General features: G+C 63.5%; 15 protein-coding genes. 5 read left to right on the top strand and 10 right to left on the bottom strand.

The window, feature by feature from the left end:
- Positions 1-5 precede the first annotated feature (5 nt).
- The 5 genes from AOT83_RS16935 to AOT83_RS16915 form a co-directional block, all read right to left on the bottom strand.
- Positions 6-656, bottom strand: a complete 651-nt coding sequence (locus AOT83_RS16935) for a DUF3159 domain-containing protein (protein WP_131726974.1) — start codon at positions 654-656, stop codon at positions 6-8.
- A 77-nt stretch (positions 657-733) separates the two neighbouring features.
- Positions 734-1,300 carry a helix-turn-helix domain-containing protein gene (locus tag AOT83_RS16930; RefSeq protein WP_057966614.1) on the bottom strand — a complete coding sequence of 189 codons (567 nt, stop codon included), beginning with the start codon at positions 1,298-1,300 and terminating at the stop codon, positions 734-736.
- A gap of 157 nt (positions 1,301-1,457) precedes the next feature.
- Positions 1,458-2,678, bottom strand: a complete 1,221-nt coding sequence (locus AOT83_RS16925) for a cytochrome P450 (RefSeq protein ID WP_057966552.1) — start codon at positions 2,676-2,678, stop codon at positions 1,458-1,460.
- A 51-nt stretch (positions 2,679-2,729) separates the two neighbouring features.
- A complete protein-coding gene (locus AOT83_RS16920) occupies positions 2,730-3,485 on the bottom strand; it encodes an SRPBCC domain-containing protein (protein WP_057966553.1) in 756 nt (251 codons plus the stop codon).
- Between the two features lie 52 nt (positions 3,486-3,537).
- Positions 3,538-5,019, bottom strand: a complete 1,482-nt coding sequence (locus tag AOT83_RS16915; protein ID WP_052525112.1) for an NAD(P)/FAD-dependent oxidoreductase — start codon at positions 5,017-5,019, stop codon at positions 3,538-3,540.
- A 74-nt stretch (positions 5,020-5,093) separates the two neighbouring features.
- Here AOT83_RS16915 and AOT83_RS16910 point away from each other — a divergent pair, with 74 nt between their 5' ends.
- The 4 genes from AOT83_RS16910 to AOT83_RS16895 are packed head-to-tail and all read left to right on the top strand — an operon-like array spanning position 5,094 to position 7,928.
- Entirely contained in the window at positions 5,094-5,732 is a 639-nt protein-coding gene (locus tag AOT83_RS16910; RefSeq protein ID WP_030094398.1) for a TetR/AcrR family transcriptional regulator, read from the top strand.
- Positions 5,719-6,816: an alcohol dehydrogenase catalytic domain-containing protein gene (locus tag AOT83_RS16905; protein ID WP_057966554.1), complete on the top strand. Its 1,098-nt coding sequence runs from the start codon at positions 5,719-5,721 to the stop codon at positions 6,814-6,816. Before AOT83_RS16910 ends, AOT83_RS16905 begins: the two co-directional genes overlap by 14 nt.
- Positions 6,813-7,256: a thioesterase family protein gene (locus tag AOT83_RS16900; RefSeq protein ID WP_057966555.1), complete on the top strand. Its 444-nt coding sequence runs from the start codon at positions 6,813-6,815 to the stop codon at positions 7,254-7,256. The genes AOT83_RS16905 and AOT83_RS16900 overlap by 4 nt, the downstream gene beginning before the upstream one ends.
- 6 nt (positions 7,257-7,262) lie before the next feature.
- A complete protein-coding gene (locus AOT83_RS16895; RefSeq protein ID WP_046252654.1) occupies positions 7,263-7,928 on the top strand; it encodes an enoyl-CoA hydratase/isomerase family protein in 666 nt (221 codons plus the stop codon).
- Here AOT83_RS16895 and AOT83_RS16890 read toward each other — a convergent pair.
- The 3 genes from AOT83_RS16890 to AOT83_RS16880 form a co-directional block, all read right to left on the bottom strand.
- The gene (locus AOT83_RS16890; protein WP_057966556.1) at positions 7,890-8,321 is read right to left on the bottom strand and encodes a hypothetical protein; all 432 of its coding nucleotides are present in this window, start codon (positions 8,319-8,321) and stop codon (positions 7,890-7,892) included. The two genes, AOT83_RS16895 and AOT83_RS16890, sit on opposite strands and share 39 nt — an antisense overlap.
- Positions 8,318-8,746, bottom strand: coding sequence for a MarR family transcriptional regulator (locus tag AOT83_RS16885; protein ID WP_030094393.1), 429 nt, complete (start codon positions 8,744-8,746; stop codon positions 8,318-8,320). Before AOT83_RS16885 ends, AOT83_RS16890 begins: the two co-directional genes overlap by 4 nt.
- A gap of 89 nt (positions 8,747-8,835) precedes the next feature.
- Positions 8,836-10,413, bottom strand: coding sequence for a hypothetical protein (locus AOT83_RS16880; protein ID WP_082628292.1), 1,578 nt, complete (start codon positions 10,411-10,413; stop codon positions 8,836-8,838).
- Positions 10,414-10,640: 227 nt separating this feature from the next.
- On the opposite strand from AOT83_RS16880, the gene dinB reads away from it, so the two are divergent.
- Positions 10,641-11,846: a DNA polymerase IV gene (dinB, locus tag AOT83_RS16875; protein ID WP_057966558.1), complete on the top strand. Its 1,206-nt coding sequence runs from the start codon at positions 10,641-10,643 to the stop codon at positions 11,844-11,846.
- Here the strand turns inward: dinB and AOT83_RS16870 are convergent.
- Positions 11,843-12,556 (bottom strand): polysaccharide deacetylase family protein, encoded by a 714-nt coding sequence (locus AOT83_RS16870; RefSeq protein WP_234797641.1) that lies wholly within the window; start codon positions 12,554-12,556, stop codon positions 11,843-11,845. The genes dinB and AOT83_RS16870 overlap by 4 nt on opposite strands.
- Positions 12,538-13,320 carry a VOC family protein gene (locus AOT83_RS16865; RefSeq protein WP_057966559.1) on the bottom strand — a complete coding sequence of 261 codons (783 nt, stop codon included), beginning with the start codon at positions 13,318-13,320 and terminating at the stop codon, positions 12,538-12,540. Before AOT83_RS16865 ends, AOT83_RS16870 begins: the two co-directional genes overlap by 19 nt.
- Positions 13,321-13,323: the final 3 nt, after the last annotated feature.

Here is a 13,323-nt window from a genome sequence, read left to right as displayed (position 1 = left end):
GCGACTCAGTCACCCGCAACACGCATCGCGTGGTGCGCCCGACGTAACAACGGGTAAGCGATCACGATGAGCAGGACACCTAACGGCCAGCCCATAAGGACTCGCGCCGCAGCCAGCGCCGACAAGCTGTCCGTGTCGTAGAGATCTTGCTGCACAACGAATCGCGCGGCATTGGCAAGCACTCCCGAAAATGTCATCAGTACGTACGCCAGGAATGCCGGCGGAACACTGCGCCAACGCGTCCCGTGGTCAAGCAGCCAACCCCACGCACAGCCCGCCAAAGGCCATCGCATCAGGATTGACACCGTTCCCGCAATCGCCGCGAGCAGACTTCTCCAGATTCCTATGACGAAATAGCCTCGCGCATCGCCCATTCCCCACGCAACGAGTAGCGCAACACCCACGGAAGCGGCCCCTATCAATGCGCCACGGGCCGTCCTGCCCATTGCGATCTGAAAGCACACGATCGCCAGGGAAGTTCCCAGGGCTGCGACGCTTGCCACCAATAATCCAGCTCCCGGCGCAAGGACCGCGAACACCGCCGTGGGAAACGCCGCGTGCAAGATCGCTGCCGCGCCACCCAGCCGACGAACCAGCACACGCCACAATGCGGCGTCACTGCTGGCCGTCTCGCTTTTTTCGGGTTCGCCTAACATCTCGACCTGAATGTACACAACTGTGCACAAAACGGTCAAGATGCTTGGCCTCTTGGCCCAAATATGCTGGGCTCTAATCAGTCTCGCGGTAGCGAGAGCGTACGACCTATCTCGGCGATCACCTCGGCGCGCAACGCTTCATCATCCATATCTGCCAGCCCAAACCCCGCACGCAAAACTGGACCGAGCAGACGCCAGCCGTACTGCAGCGCCGTCGCATGCGCCGCGGCAAGCTGCGCCCCACGCTCGGTGGGAAAGTTGGGGCGCGCTTGATCCAGGACCCACTCCATTCCTGGTCTGCGTTCCTGCAGCTCGGCGATCGGATAGCCATCAAGGGCAGACCGCACCAGAACGCGCATGTGCAGGTCGCCGAGTTCCTGGCGCTCCGCGTCCAACTCGCCAGATGCAGCCAGCTCGACGCCCCTATCGGCGAGATGCTGCAGTGTGGCGGCCAATAACTGCTGTTTAGTACCGAAATATCGGTGTATCAAACTGTGATTGACGGCCGCATGCGTCGCCACATCACGCAATGAGGTCGAACTAGGCCCCTTCGCGGCGAAGAGTTCTGCAGCTGAAGCAAGGATGGCCTGCACGATCTCGGCACGGCCGAGCGGCCTATCGTGATCCGGCTCGCGTTTGCTCATGGCAACCGCGCCCATCGGCATATGGCAGCTGTCGCCGGATCGGTCAGCTGAAACAGACGCTGTGGGGTGGCAGATAACACAACACAACAGTCTAGAGGGCCCGAATCGGGCTCAGGATGCTTAGCCTCCGTGGTTCGTCCGCGTTAGCCGTGGCGGATCAACGAACGCTCAACGGGAACGCACTGATTCCCCGCAGCGCCGCATTGGATGTGTAGGTGGGCTCAGCGACCATGTGGGCGTGGGGAAACCGGGCAGTCAGAGCAGATAGCGCGAGCCTTGCTTCCAGCCGCGCCAACGGGGCACCCAGGCAGAAGTGCGGACCAAGGCCGAACGCCAGGTGTTTGGCATCGGAACGCCGTGGGCGGAAAGTGTCAGCGTCCTCGTAGACAGCCGGATCACGTTGTGCCGCAGCAAGAAGTATCAAAACCAATTCCCCCTCCGGCAAGGTGGCCGCACCGGCGGTCATGTCCTGCGCCGCGGTACGCATGACCATCTGTACGGGAGGGTCGAAACGCAGTGTCTCTTCGACCACCGCCGAGGCATACTCCGCGTCGGCTCCCAGTTCCCGCCAGTGCCGCGGCTGACGCAACATGGCCAGCGCCGCGTTCCCGATCAGGTTGACCGTGGTGATGTGGCCGGCCAGGTACAAGATCACACACATGGTGACGATCTCCTCGTCGGTGAGGCGATCGCCACCGGCTTCGGCATCGATGAGCGCCGACAGCAAGTCCGAGCCGGGGTGACGTCGCCGCGAGGCAACCAGCTCCGAGAAATAGGCACGCATGTCCGCATCTGCCTGTACTTGAGCGGTGTTATCCGGGGCCTCACCGGTGAGAGCGAACACGAGTCCGGGTGAGCCGTTGAGCAGCTTGGTCGTGTCAACCACCATCGACTCATCGCCGGGCGGGACCCCCAGGATCCGTGAGATCACGGTCACCGGCAGCGGGTACGCGTAATCGGCAATAAGATCGAATGTGCCCATTTCTGCTGCACTGTCGAGTAATTCGTCGATGAGCACCTGAACACTCTCGGTCATCGCATTGACGACCTTGGCGTTGAACGCCTTCTGGACGAGGCCGCGCAGCCTGGCGTGGGCCGCCCCGTCCAGACCCAGAAGTGACGGCTCGCGTGCAGGCGCCGGACTACCCGTCCGCTGGCGTATATGGGCGTGGCGAGCGTCCGAGGAGGCCAGCGGATGTCGAAGCATGGCATTGCAATCATCGAAAGTCGCCAGCACGCTGACCGGCAGGCCCTGCGGGCGCACAGCGCCAGTCCTGGCCAACTCCCGGATTTCTCCATAGAGCGGATAGGGATTCGCCCTATCGCCCTCATCCAGGAGACGGCGGAGCAGCGGATCTACGTCAGTTTGTACACGCATGTCTACATAATGCACATCCCTGCTGAGATGGGCCTGTGAAAAGCGCGCCGCCTAGCCGGGCTGGGTCCACGGCTCCGTAGGCAGCGGGGCCCCAGTCTCCAAGAACGACTTGAGGTTTGACAGCACCGCAGCCCATCCGCCGCTGGCCTGGGCGTACTCCGACGGGTCCGCAAGGTCGGCGTGCTGAACGGTCAGCCGCACGATGTCCTGATACGGCTGAATCAGGAAGGTGACGGTGGATACGGGAGCGTCGGCACCGCCGGCCGGGTCGGCCCACGTAGTGACCAGCTTTCGGGGCGGATCGGCCTCCACGACCGTGCCGACGACGTCGGCGACGCCGGACCCGTCCACCCGCTGATGCTCCCAACGTGAACCCTGCTGCCAGTCAGACACATTCGAGTGCCCCCAATACCGGCCGCTGAGTTCGGGGTCGGTAATGGCCTGCCACACCTTCTCGGGCGTGCTGTTGATGTAGGTGGTGTAGACGAAAGTTGGTTGCGACATCTCCGGCTCCTCGGCTCGCTGCTTGAAAGCGCTCAACGCCCGCAGCCGCGGGCGTTCGAACTTGTCAATCCACCGTTCCTGAATCTCATGCAGTGGAACGGGATTGAGATAGTGCAGCTTCTCCCGGCCCTGTCGCACGGTAGTAATCAGGTTGGCAGATTCCAGTACGCCCAGATGCTGAGTCGCCGATTGCCGCGTCATCCGAACGCCGTCGCACAGCTGACTGAGGGTCTGGCCGTTACGTTCATGCAGCCGGTCCAGCAGCTCCCGCCGAGTCCGGTCGGCGAGCGCCTTGAAGACCATGTCCCAATGAGAATGGCCGGGCGCTGGCTGCACCCGGCCATTATGCAGGTATTTACCTGCCTATTGCAACGGGGGCCTCACGCGAGACCTTTACCTTGCTGAATCGCACACCCTTGTCGGCGACCTTGCCGTACTTGAGGACGGGCAGCTCACGGAAGTAGTTCTGGTACGAGCGCCACGGTGCCAGCGGCACCTGGTGCGGGACCGCGCTCTCCGCGCGGGTCACATACCCGGAAACCAAGTCCTCCAGGAACGGCAGCCGCTCAGTAGTCGGGGGCTCGACGGGCCACACCACCGTCTGGCCCTCTTTGTCCATGTACTTGAGCAAGCGGCAGGCGTACTGCGATACCAGATCGGCACGAAGAGTCCACGATGCGTTGGTGTAACCGAAGGTGAAGAGGAAGTTCGGCAGCCCGGTCAGCATCAAACCCTTGTAGCTCACCGAGTCCGCGGGGTTCACCGGAACACCGTCCACCACAGGCTTGAGCCCGCCAGCCAGCTGAACATTCAAACCCGTTGCGGTCACGATGATATCGGCCTCGAGCTCTTCGCCCGACTCCAGCAGGATGCCCTTGGGCGTGAACCGCGCGATGCGGTCGGTGGCTATGGAGGCAGTGCCCTTGCGCAGCGCGCGGAACAGATCCGAGTCCGGCACCACGCACAACCGCTGATCCCACGGGTTGTACTTCGGGGTGAAGTGCTTGTCCAGATCGAAGTCGGGCAGCTGTCGCTTCAGGAGTGCACGCAGGATGCCCTTCATGCGCTCCGGGTCGCGGCGGCTCGTCTGGTAGCTGATGAAGCTGACCATCTGGTTCTTCCACTTCACGATCGGGTACGCGATCGACGCCGGAAGCTTGCCCTGCAGCGCCACCGCGAGCGCGTCCGTCGACGGCAGCGACACCACGTAGGTAGGCGAACGCTGCAGCATGGTGACGTGCCCCGCGGTTCCGGCCATCGCGGGAACCAATGTCATGGCTGTCGCACCACTGCCGATGACAACGACCTTCTTGCCTGCGTAGTCCAGGTCCTCCGGCCAGTGCTGCGGATGGATCACCTGGCCGGTGAAATCTTCGACACCCTCGAACTCCGGCGTGAAGCCCTTGTCGTAGTTGTAGTAGCCGGTGCACGCCAGGAAGAACCGCGTGGTGAACTCGACGATCTCACCGGCATGCTCGGCCCGCACCGTCCAGAGTCCCTGCTCGGAGGACCACTCGGCGCCGACGACCTTGTGACCGAAGCGGATCTTCTTGTCCACGCCGAACTCGCGGGCGGTGTCGGTGACGTACTCACGGATGGAGGTTCCGTCAGCGATGCCCTTGGTGCTCGTCCACGGGCGGAAGTTGAAGCCCAGGGTGAACATATCGGAATCGGAGCGGATGCCCGGGTAGCGGAACAGGTCCCAGGTACCACCGATGCGCTCGCGCGCCTCGAGCACCACGAAGTCCTTGCCCGGCAGGTCACGGGCGACATGGCAGGCCATGCCGATCCCCGAGATTCCGGCGCCCACGATGACAATCTCGACATGTTCGGTCATGAGAGCTAGGCTATCGACGCAGTGTCGAGAAAGTCAACAGTGTGTCGATAACTTTATAGAATGCGCAGGTAGACGTGACAAAACCGGCAACGCGAGGCCGCAAAACCACGCGCCCCTCCGGGGACGAGCGGATACAGGCCATCCTGACCAACACCGAGGAATTGCTGGGGCAACGCCCACTGACGGATATCTCCGTCGATGATCTAGCGCGTGGAGCCGGCATCTCGCGGCCCACGTTCTACTTCTACTTCTCCTCCAAGGAGGCCGTACTCCTCACGCTGGCCGAGCGAATCATCGAAGAGGCCGACGCGAACGTCGCCGGGATCAACCCCGCGGCCATGACAAGCCCCGCCGAGTACTGGCGCGCCGTGATCAAGGCCTACTTCGACGCCTTCGGTTCTCACCGGGCCCTCACCGTCGCGTTGTCCAGCATGCAAGGAACAAGCCCCGAGCTGGATCAACGCTGGTCCGAAGTGACGGAGAACTGGGTCTCCAACACGACGCTGGGCATTGAGGCCGAACGCACTCGCGGCGCCGCGCCGAACACCATCCCGGCCCGCGATATCGCCATTGCTCTCAACCTCATCAACCAGGCGATGATGCGAGCCACCTTCACCGGGCAGCAGCCCGCGGTCGACGACGGCAAGGTGGTCGATACGCTGCTCCACGTCTGGCTCAATGCGATTTATGGAGGGGTCTGTGCGAATTCGTAGTGCGGTGCTGCACGCGGCACCGATCGAAAGGCCATACCGCGACACACACCCACTGAAAGTCGTTGAACTCGAGCTCGACCCACCGGGTCCCGGTGAGGTGCTGGTCCGGATCGAAGCCGCGGGGCTGTGTCACTCGGATCTGTCAGTCGTCGACGGCAACCGGATACGTCCGGTGCCCATGGCACTCGGACACGAAGCCGCCGGTGTCATCGCCGAAGTCGGCCCCGGTGTTCGCGACGTCTCCCCCGGCGACCATGTGGTGCTGGTGTACGTACCGAGCTGTGGCGCCTGCAGGTACTGCTCGTCGGGCCGCCCCGCGCTGTGCCCGGACGCCGCGGCGGCCAACGGCCGCGGTGACCTCATCCGCGGGGGTACCAGACTGCACGGCCTCGACGGCTCCGAGGTCCGGCATCACCTGGGCGTCTCAGGCTTCGCCGATCATGCCGTGGTGGACCGTAATTCGGTGGTCGTCGTCGACAAAGACGTACCACTGGACACGGCAGCGCTGTTCGGGTGCGCCATGCTGACCGGCTTCGGAGCGGTGACCCACACTGCGTCCGTGCGCCCCGGCGATTCGGTCGCGGTCCTCGGATTGGGCGGTGTGGGGCAGGCCGTGGTGATGTCCGCGGCAGCCGCCGGCGCCGGCGAGGTGCTGGCCATCGACCCGGTACCGGCCAAACGCGAGCTGGCCCTTGAGCTCGGAGCCACCAGCGCGTGTGCACCCGACGAAGCGCCCGGCGGGCACGACTGGGTGTTCGAGGTGGTCGGATCGGCCGCCGTGCTGGAACAGGCATACGCACTCACCGGCCGCGGCGGGGGCACCGTATCGGTGGGTCTGCCACATCCGGATGCACGAATCAGCCTGCCCGCGTTGAGCATCGTCGCGGAGGGCCGCAGCATCCTGGGCTCCTACATGGGATCGGCACAACCACAGCAGGACATCCCGGCGATGCTGGCGCTGTGGCGCGTCGGGCGGTTGCCGGTGGAAAAGCTGAAGTCCGGCGAGCTGCCCCTCGATGACATCAACATCGCGCTGGACGCACTGGCCGACGGACTTGCGGTGCGTCAGGTGCTGCGCCCATGACCAAACCGGACCTGCCCACCAAAGCCGACTTCCCGGTGCACCGTCGGCACCAAACCCGTTGGGCCGATAACGATGTCTACGGGCACGTCAACAATGTCGTGTACTACGCCTGGTTCGATACCGCCGTCAACGGCTGGCTGATGGAGGCCGCTGGGTGCGATATTCGCGACCTGCCCGCCATCGGCGTCGTGGCCGAAACCTCGTGCAAGTACCTGGCCGAGGTGTCCTTCCCAGACGAGCTGTCCATCGGCTTGGCTCTGGAGCATCGCGGTCGCACCAGCGTGATCTATAAGCTCGCGGTGTTCAAGGTCATCGACGGTGTTGTCGAAGACGCTCCCCGCGCCCTGGGCCGATTCGTCCATGTCTACGTGGACTCCGAGGCCCGCACACCTGTCCCCATTCCCGAGCAAGTCGCGACAGCTCTCGAACAGTTGAGGTAAATACACATGCCAGCCCTGCAGCGCACCGAAGGCATCTACACCCTAGAGCTCGGCACCGACGAGAACCGTTTCACGACAGCGAATATCGAGCAGATCAACGCACTACTCGACGAAGTGCTTGCCGACGAAACCCCCTCGGCGCTGGTGGTGACCGGCAGCGGCAAGTTCTTCTCCAATGGGCTCGACGTCGACTTCCTGGGCGCCAACCCCGACAAACTCAGCTGGTACATCACCGAGGTCCAGAAGATTCTGGCGCGTTTCCTCGTGTTCCCCACCCCCACCGTCGCCGCCGTCAATGGTCACGCCTTCGGTGCCGGAGCCATGGTCGCGCTAGCATGTGACTACCGGGTGATGCGCACCGATCGCGGCTTCTTCTGCCTGCCAGAGGTTGACCTCGGCATGCCGTTCACTCCCGGTATGTCCGCGCTGTGTCAGGGCAAGATGACGCCGCAGGCGGCATCGGCCACCATGCCCAGCGGCCGTCGGCTCGGCGGATCCGAATCGCTGAACTACCAGATCGTCGACGCGGCCGTTGCCGAGGACCAGGTGCTTTCCACCGCAACGAGTTTCGTGGCACCCCTGGTAGGCAAGAACCGGGATACGCTGGGCACCGTCAAATACGGGATGTACGGGTCAATCGTGCCACTGCTGCTCGCTGGCCTGGGGTCGTGACAACAGGGCAACAATCGCCAATGCGACCGCGATGGCCGATGCCGCGATCGCGATCCAGAATCCGTAGCCGGTCACAATCGGCACCTTGACGTTGATGCGGTAATACAGCAATTCGAGCCCCAGCAGCCCGAGCGCAAGTACACCTGCGGCGATCGGGGCGATGCGGTGAAGAATGTGCTGCCCCACCATGCATCCGGCCACCACAAGTAGCGCCGAAACCAGCAAGATCATCTGTCCCGCACCGAATCCCGGTGGCAGCACCACCGATCCGGTGGCGCCGCCGATGGCATTGGCCCTGCCTCCACCGCTGGCCGATGTTCGCAACCACGGAAGCCAGACGCTGAACCCGATCACCAGGCCGGTGAAGGCGATCAGCCACCCGGCGCGTCTCATGGCAGTTGGCTCGGAACGCACTTGGCCAGCATCGCCTTCAACGCGCGGCGCTCGTCAGCGGTCAACTTCTCCATGACCTCGTTCTCGCCCGCGGTCACGGCCTCAACCGCCTTGTCCAGCTGAGTGCTGCCACGCCGGGTGAGGCGGGCCGGCAGCGACCTGCCGTGGTCCGCGTTCTCCGGACGGCTGATCAAGCCTTCCTGCTCCAACCGGTGCAGCACCGCATTCATGGCCTGCCGGGTGACCATCGCCTGCCGCGCCAGCTCGGAGTTGGACATGCCGGGGTAGGTACGCAGGATCTGCATGCAGATGTACTCCGGCAGGCTGAGGCCCATCGGCTCCAAACGGGCCGCCACCTTGCCGCGCAGCGATGTCGCGGTACGGGTCAGCAAGTACCCCAGGGTCGCGGTTCCATCGATTTCCATGTCAATGATGTTGACTTATGTCAGTTCCGCTTACAAGCAGGTCCCCGCGCCATGTCGGGCGCGGGGACCTTTGAGCTTGCGATTGCGGACTAGTCCGACGACGCCTTGTGCGAGGAACCGGACGAGGAACCATTCGAGGCGCTCGAGTGCGAGTCACTCGATGACGAGCTCGACGAGGAACTCGAAGCGGACTCCGACTTCCCGGCAGACGAGGCCGCGCTCTCAGGCTTCTTCGCAGCTGAAGAGTCATTTTCAGACTTCTTCGGCGCGGACCCCTTGTCGGACTTGGTGTCCTTGGAATCGGCCTTCTCGCTCTTGTCGGCCTTGGCCGACTCATCGGCCTTCGTCGCGACTCCACCGCTGACCTCGCCGACCTTGGTGACCGGGGTGGGCAGCTTGACCTTCGGCACATTGATCTTCGACTCCACCGGCTTGGCGGCGTCGACGGGGGCAGCGGGCTTGGCAGGCTCAGCGGGAGCCGGCTTGGCAGGCTCAGCCGGGGTGGCCACCTTGACCGGTTCGGCGGGGGTGGCGGCTTCCGCGGGCTTGGCAGGCTCAGCCGGGGTCGTCACCTTCACCGAATCCGCGGGTGTAGCCGGGGTCGCGGGCTTGGCCGGCTCGGCGGGGGTGGCCGCCTTCACCGAATCCGCCGGGGTGACGGATTCCGCGGGCTTGGCAGGCTCGGCCGGAGTCGTCGCCTTCACCGACTCCGCCGGGGTGGCCGCGGTAGCGGGCTTCGCCGCTTCCTCCACGGTTCCGGTCTTGGTGACTTCCGACTTGGCGACGTCAACCTTCGCGGTATCGGACTGCGCCACCGCAGAGTTCGTGACCAGCTTCGACGAGGGCGTGACCAGGGAGGTGAGACCCGGGATGGTCGGGATGGTCGGAGCCGTTTGAGTCGTGATCCCCTGCAGATACGACAACACCGCGGCAGGCACACCAGGCAACTGACCGATAGCGGTCACGAAATCATTGATCAGCTTCTGGTTCGCCGCCGTGTTCAGCTGCCCCGTTGCGTACCAGAAGGGAACGTTGAACGGCAGCGTCAACGCCCCACCCAACACCGTGAACACCGGCTGAACCGCCTGGAACAAACTCGGAGCCGGAGTAGCAGCGGCAGGCGTGACAGCCGCAGCCGTCTTCACCGTCGGAGCAGCCGCCGTCGACGTCAAACCCGGAATCGACGGGATGGTCGGCAGCGTCTGCGACGGAATACCCGCCAGATACGACAACACCGCAGCAGGCACACCAGGCAACTGACCGATGGCCGTCACAAAGTTGTTGATCTGGGTCTGGTTCGCGGCCGCGTTCAGCTGCCCCGTCACAAACCAGAACGGGATATTGAACGGCAGCGTCAACGCCCCACCCAACACCGTGAACACCGGCTGAATCGCCTGGAACAAACTCGGAGCCGGAGTAGCAGCCGCGGCCAAAGGTGTCGCGGCTGAACCGGACACGCCGGGCAATGTCGCCAGCGAGCCGATGCTCGACGGCGCCAGTGAGCCTTCGTTCGACGTCAGCACATAGGACTGCGTCGAGACGGTCCGGTGCTGTTCTGGACTGGCGCTGAGAGATTGAATCGTAGGCACGGAAGCCGACGCGGAGATGCAGACACTGCAAACCGCCGCGGCAGCCGTGGCACGAAGGCGAACGCGCACGTGAACCACCCCTTCTGGGCAAAGAATGTGAATAGGCTGGAAGTAACCTGGAGAACTCGGGATAAACGTAGGGCACACTGCACCATGCCGCCGACCACGGACTCGATAGTTTTCCTAGCCGTAAGTCAAATATCTCCCAGACGCCATCAAGGATTGACCCGCGATTCTCCGAATCAACTGGCTGTTGGGCAAATCAACCGGATCTAGGTGTCGGACCCCGGTGCGAGCATCTGTTCATGACCGGGTCAGCCAGCATCCTGCACGCGGATCTGGACTCGTTCTACGCCTCTGTCGAGCAACGTGATGATCCGGCGTTGCGCGGCCGCCCGGTGATCGTTGGAGGCGGTGTCGTGTTGGCCGCCAGCTACGAAGCCAAGCGCTGCGGCGTGCGCACCGCGATGGGGGGCCGACAGGCACGACAGCTATGTCCGAAGGCCGTGGTGGTACCGCCGCGTTTCGATGCGTACAGTGCCGCGAGCAAGAAGGTCTTCGAGGTCTTCCGAGACACCACCCCGCTGGTCGAACCGCTGTCCATCGACGAGGCATTTCTCGATGTCGCTGGCCTACTGCGCATTTCGGGCACTCCGCGTGATATCGCGGAGACGTTACGCGCGGAGGTGCGCCGTCGAGCCGGTCTACCGATCACCGTCGGCATCGCCCGCACCAAGTTCCTGGCCAAGGTCGCCAGCCGCCAGGGTAAGCCCGACGGACTGCTGGTGGTGGAACCTCACGAAGAAATGACATTCCTGCGCCCCTTGCCGGTACAGGCGCTGTGGGGCGTCGGCACCATCACCGCCGAGAAGCTGCGGGTGTACGGGATCCACACCGTCGCCGACATCGCCGATCTTGGCGAGTCCACCCTGGCGTCGATGGTTGGCCGCGCCATGGGGCACCAATTGCATTGCCTGGCACATAATGTCGATCCGCGACGGGTACAGGGCGGTCGACGGCGGCGCTCAATCGGCGCACAGTGTGCGCTCGGCAGACGGCGGCGCACCGGCGACGAGATCGACGCGATCGCCACACAACTCATCGAACGGATCGCGCGCCGGATGCGTGGCACCGGCCGCAGCTGCCGAACGGTGGTGCTCCGGCTACGGTTCGACGACTACACGCGCGCGACGCGCTCACACACTGTGTCACGGCCCACGACTTCTACGGAACACCTACTCGCAGTGGCACGCCAGCTTGTCGCCGAGGCCGCTGTGCTGGTCGCGGAACGGGGCATCACCCTGATCGGTTTCTCTGTCTCCAACTTCGACTCCTGCGGCGTAACGCAATTGGAGTTGCCATTCGACAGTTCGCAGACAAACACACTAGCGCTGGACAGCACGTTGGACGAGCTACGTGAGAGGTTCGGTACCCGCTCGGTCACCCGTGCCACCTTGTTGCACGGCGGCGGGCATGAGGAGTGGGGCATCCCGACCTTCGAAGACATTTAACGACACGGTGTGGCAAGCAGTTGTGACACGGTGACGAAGCGATAACCCTGCGCTTGGAGCCGCCGTGAAATCTCGGGGATCGCCGAAAGTGATTCCCGACCAGACGAATACATCACGTGCAGCAAAATGATCGACCCGGGACGCACCCGGGAGACAGCCTCCTCGACGATCGCTTCACGTGTTCGCGGCCCGTCGGAGTCGGGCTCGACATCCCACATCACAGTGATCCGGCCGTGAGACGCGAGATACCGTGGCAACGCGTAGAGCTTCTTTCCATACGGCGGGCGAAACGTTATGACACCGCTGTATCCCGTTGCACGGATTTGTTTATCGGTGTTCTCCACTTCCTCGCGCACGGTGGTGGGCGTAACGAAAACCAGTCGACGATGGGTATAGCTGTGGTTCCCGATCTCATGACCGGCATCGGCGATCTGCCGTCCCGACCACGGATTCCCCGCAATATCCTGTCCGACCAAATAGAAGGTCGCGGCAATGTGCGCACGCTGAAGTGCTGCCAACACCTCGGTAGTGCGGCCACTCGGACCGTCATCCAACGTGAGTGCGACCACCTTCTCATCGGTGTCACAGTGCGCGACAAGGTTTCCTGCTAGTTGAACGGTGCGCGTATTCATCAAGAAGTAGAGCCCCGTCATCGCCGCAAGAACGATGACGAGGCCTACCACGGCCGCGATCAGGAATCGACGGAGCACAACCAGAAGGTACCGCCGGTGGTGTCCCGAACCAGCGCCATCCGGCCATATGGGGTGTCCTGCGCAGGTGTGAGCACCACGCCCCCGAGCTCGGTAGCCCTTGCCGCACTGGCGTCGGTGTCCGACGTACCGAAATAGACCGCCCAATGCGCCGGAACGCCCTCCGGAAGCGTCCACTGACCCACTGTCGCGTCGTTGACCCCGGCAATCGGTTCTCCGCCATGCTGGGCACACGCATACCGGAACTCCTCGGAATCGCCTTCCACCTTGGTTTCCCAACCAAGCACCTTGGTGTAAAAGTCGACCGCCTTGTCGTATTCACGGGTGTTCAGCTCATGCCACACCGGGGCACCCGCCTCGGCGACCAGCTGGAAACCCTTGTGGGCCAAGGGCTGCCACAGTCCCACCACGGCTCCTGAGGGGTCGCCAAAAAGGCCCATATATCCGAGCTGTGGAACTTCTATCGCCTGCATGCAGTTTCCGCCACCGTTGTCAGCCACCTTCTGGAGCGTGGCGTCGATGTCGTCGGTGGCGAAATAGGTTGTCCATCCGTCGGGCGCATTCCACTCCGGATTGTTCGCGATCATTCCCGCGACCGCCTTACCGTCCTTGTGAGCGTTGATGTAGCCGCCGTACTCGGGACCCGCATCCTGCAGGGTCCAGCCGAACAACGCGCTGTAAAAGGCCTTCGACTTCTCGACATCCGACGAGGCAAGGTCGATCCACGCGGGAGCACCGAGTGGAGTTTCTTCACGAGTGGGCATGGG

Source organism: Mycobacteroides sp. H001 (genome assembly GCF_001440005.1).
GTDB classification, from domain to species: Bacteria; Actinomycetota; Actinomycetes; order Mycobacteriales; family Mycobacteriaceae; genus Mycobacterium; species Mycobacterium gwanakae.
This window is presented reverse-complemented; position numbering and strand designations above follow the sequence as displayed.